At 73.0% G+C, this 3,692-nt stretch carries 3 protein-coding genes and 2 pseudogenes; 2 read left to right on the top strand and 3 right to left on the bottom strand.

Annotated features, from left to right (window positions below; genetic code table 11):
* The first annotated feature begins 143 nt into the window (after positions 1 to 143).
* Positions 144 to 1,583 carry a glycoside hydrolase family 3 N-terminal domain-containing protein gene (locus G6R24_RS19285; RefSeq protein WP_217451560.1) on the top strand — a complete coding sequence of 480 codons (1,440 nt, stop codon included), beginning with the start codon at positions 144 to 146 and terminating at the stop codon, positions 1,581 to 1,583.
* Positions 1,584 to 1,645: 62 nt separating this feature from the next.
* Here G6R24_RS19285 and G6R24_RS22915 read toward each other — a convergent pair whose 3' ends face one another.
* A complete protein-coding gene (locus G6R24_RS22915) occupies positions 1,646 to 1,984 on the bottom strand; it encodes a siderophore-interacting protein (RefSeq protein WP_225438752.1) in 339 nt (112 codons plus the stop codon).
* A gap of 211 nt (positions 1,985 to 2,195) precedes the next feature.
* Positions 2,196 to 2,513: pseudogene (locus G6R24_RS22910) on the bottom strand (siderophore-interacting protein); the annotation flags it as partial.
* Positions 2,514 to 2,657: 144 nt separating this feature from the next.
* Here G6R24_RS22910 and G6R24_RS23815 point away from each other — a divergent pair.
* Entirely contained in the window at positions 2,658 to 3,218 is a 561-nt protein-coding gene (locus G6R24_RS23815; protein WP_338084475.1) for a DUF2278 family protein, read from the top strand.
* A 232-nt stretch (positions 3,219 to 3,450) separates the two neighbouring features.
* Here G6R24_RS23815 and G6R24_RS22905 read toward each other — a convergent pair.
* Positions 3,451 to 3,633, bottom strand: a pseudogene (locus G6R24_RS22905) (glycosyltransferase); the annotation flags it as partial.
* Positions 3,634 to 3,692: the final 59 nt, after the last annotated feature.

Raw genomic sequence — 3,692 nt, 5'->3', positions numbered from 1 at the left:
GTTGCAAGGTCAACTTTCGCTGCTGGCCCACGGGCGAGAGGCTGGCCACGCACAGTCAGGGTTCCCCGTCACCGTGCTGCCCACTGTGCCCTGGCCACCCCGCGGCGCACATCGACACGAGCCGGAAATGTACCGTAAACACGATGCTCCGGATCTTTCGTGGTAAGGACGGACGGCGGCTCACCGTGTCGGCGCTGCTGATGGTGGTCCTCGGGTTCTGCTCCGTCGTCGTGGGCGGTCTCGGCCGGCCCGAACCTCACGACGTCGATGCGTCCACGCAGGTCGACAGTCCCTCCCGGACGCCCGATCCGGCCACGTCCAGCCCCGGTCTGGCCGTCGCCCTCGGCAACCGCCTCGATGCCGCGGACGGTCCGAGTGCCACCACCAGGCCGGATGCGGCCAGCGGTCGCGGTGGTACGAGCGGCAGCAGCGGCGGCACTGCGGGGTCGACGTCGGTGGCGGGAAAAGGCGGAACGTCCGCCGGGTCCGCCGGGAGTGGACGGTCAGCCGCGGGGCTGAGTGTCGCCGCAGCGGCCTGCGTCGCGGCTCGGGCGGGCGGGTTGGGTGTTGAAGGGCAGGCCGGGCAGGTCGTCATGGTCGGGGTGCCCATCACCGGGGCGCGGGCGGCCGTCGACGTCGTCCGACGCTCCCGCCTTGGTGGGGTGTTCCTGGCCGGACGTTCCACCCAGCCCGCGTCCGAGCTGGGTGCGGATCTGCGCGCCGTGCAGGACGCGGCGCGGCGCGATGTCGGCATCGCCCTGCACATCGCGGTGGATCAGGAGGGTGGCCAGGTCCAGACGCTGTCGGGGGCAGGTTTCGAGCGCATCCCGAACGCCGTCGAACAGGGCCGTTGGGATGCGTCCGACCTGCGGGAACGTACCGCGAGCTGGGCACGCGCCCTGGCCGGCGCCGGGGTGACGCTGGACCTGGCGCCGGTCGCCGACACCGTCGCCGCGGGTACCGCCCGGGCCAACCCGCCGATCGGCGTGTCCCAGCGCAACTTCGGCACCGACCCGGACGGCGTCGCCGCGGCGCTGGGCGTCGTCATCCCCGCGATGCAGGACAGCGGCCTGCTGGCCACGGCCAAGCACTTCCCGGGGCTCGGCCGGGTGCACGCCAACACCGACACGTCCACCGAGGCCGTGGACGACGTGGCGGACCCGTCCGACCCGAACCTGGAGCCGTTTCGCACCGCGATCTCCGCCGATACCGCGGCGATGATGGTGTCACTGGCCCGCTACCCGCGGCTTGACCCGGCCGCGTTGGCGGTGTTCTCCCAGCCGATCATCACCGGTCTGCTGCGTGGGCAGTTGGGGTTCCGTGGCCTGGTGATGTCCGACGACCTGGGGGCTGCGGTCGCCGTCGGGTCGGTGCCGGTGGGGGAACGGGCCGTGCGCTTCATCGCCGCCGGCGGGGACCTGGCACTGTCGGTACGCGGCGCCGATGGTGTGACGATGAGTACGGCGCTGGCCGCGGCGGCCCACCGCGACCCGACCTTCGCCCACCGTCTCGCCGAGGCCGCCACCGCCGTCCTCACCAGCAAGGCCCGAGCAGGCCTGCTCACCTGCGACGGGACGCCCTGACCCCCGCTACCCCGCGATCCCCGCCCCCCGCCATCAGCCAGCCGACTCAGGAGCCAGCCCGGTCAGGAGAAGGCGAGTTCCTCGAGGACGGCGGGATCGGTGACGTCGTGGCCGGCGGCGATCGCCTCGGCGTAGCGGCGGGCGTTCTGGGCGTCGAGGTCGTCGAAACTGCTCCCGCGCTTCCAGTAGGCCGCGGCGTGCAGCTGGGCGCGGTCCACCCCCAGCTCGCCGAGCAGAAGGCGCCGGATCGCCCGGACCTCCCCGGCTTCGGAGGCCACCCAACCCGCCGCCACACCGGCCGGGCGCGGCAACCCACCCACCGCGTCGACCAGGCCACCGGCGGGCACCCAGCGGACGTCGTCTCCCGGGCGCGCGGGCAGCAGCGGCTGATCCCCCGCCACCGCGGCCACTGATCACCACGGTGGCGGACTGGTCGGGCGACAACGCGGTCAGGATGGCCGCGACCGCCGGCAGACCGCTGAGGTCGGCGAGAAGCAGCACCGTGTCGGCCACCCGCGCGGCGATCGGCCCCGGGACGAACTCGACCCGCATACCGATCAGCTCGGCGGTGCCACCGTCGGCGGCGCCGTCAAGCCAGCGGGCTGTGAGCCCACCATGATGGACGTGTGCGTCGAAGACCAGCCGGTTCTCCGCCGGATCGAACGACCGCACGGTGAACGCCCGCGACACCCCTGGCTCGACCGCACCCGCGGCCGACCCGGCCGCGGGCTCCTCGACCCCACCGGGGAACAGCCGGAACGCGTCGGCCGGCAGCTGCTCGGTGTACCCGGCGAAACCGTCGGCGACCAGCGTCACCCGCTGGAAGGACGGCGAGACCACGGCGACGGACTCGACCCGCACCGGGCAGCGCAGGAACCGCCCCGGCCGCTCGACCGACAGCGCTCGCACGGCCGCCTTCAGGTTCGTCATGCCGCGGCCACCCGTTCCGGACGGCTGCGATGGTGGCCCCCACGAAGCCGACCGCGCCTGACGACCTGATCGTTCACGACGACTCCCCAGGTAGGTAAGGTTTACCTACAGTACGAGGGCGTTCCGCGCGGGTCAACGAACCCGCTGGCCGGTGCGCCCGGCGGTCTCGCCCTCGGCTTCCTGCGCGCGAACCTGTTCTCGCGTACCGCGATGCGCGTTCTGCCCTCGGCTCGCCCCGGCCTGGACAACGACCTCGCTGACAAGCTCGAGCATCTCGAACATGCCGTGCCGCGCGCGCAGGCCGTCCCCGAGGCCCAGCCGTACGCGAGGCCCAGCCGTACGCGAGGCCCAGCCGTACGCGTTCGGGCAGCGGTGTGGTCCGGAATCCATCGCCGACAGGATCTTCGTGTTCACCCCGACGAAGGACGACCCTTACCTTCTGATCCGACCGCCGGCCCGTCACCACGATTCGTGGCCCGCCCAGGGCGGGCCGGCGAAAAGCAACGAAGCGCGCTGCCAGATGAGCAGATACTGGCACCCTCCCCCCCCCCGAGAATTTTTCGTTTCGGCGCGAGTGCTGGGCGCCATGACGGCGGTAACGCAGGGTGGGCAGGTCCAACAGGACGCCCGTGGCGAGCGCGGAACCGGCGAGCAGGGTCGCGGTGTCCTCCACACCACGCAGCGCAGCCCATCCACCGAGGGTGAACAGCAGGGTGCGCCGCCACATGACACCGGCGGGATGGATGGGTGGCAGGGTCCGCTCGGGCAGCGCTGCCTTCCAGGCGACGGCGAGTGCGCCGCGGACCAGCGGGCCGGCGGGTATCGCCAGCGGCGTGACGTGCAGGCTGCCGTCGGGGTGCAGGTCGCGGGCGTGCCCGGCGGCGAAGCCGGCGTCGGGATGGGCTGCCAGCGCGCCGGACAGGGCGCCGAGGGCCTCGGGTTCGAGCTCATCGTCGGCGTCCAGGTTCTGGATCAGCGGCGCGGTGCACGCACCGAGGGCGATGTTGCGGGCGACGGCGGGACCCTCGCGGGTGCCATGCGCGGCGATCTCGACCCGCCCGTCGGCGGTGGCACCGCAGGCGGCCAGCGTGGCCCGGATCGCCTCGGCCGGCCCGTCGATCTGGATACGCCACGTCCAGTGCGGATGGTGCTGGCGGCGCAGCGACTCCCACGCCGAGG

Origin of the sequence: Candidatus Frankia nodulisporulans, assembly GCF_902806475.1 — a bacterium.
Lineage (GTDB): Bacteria > Actinomycetota > Actinomycetes > Frankiales > Frankiaceae > Frankia > Frankia umida.
This window is presented reverse-complemented; position numbering and strand designations above follow the sequence as displayed.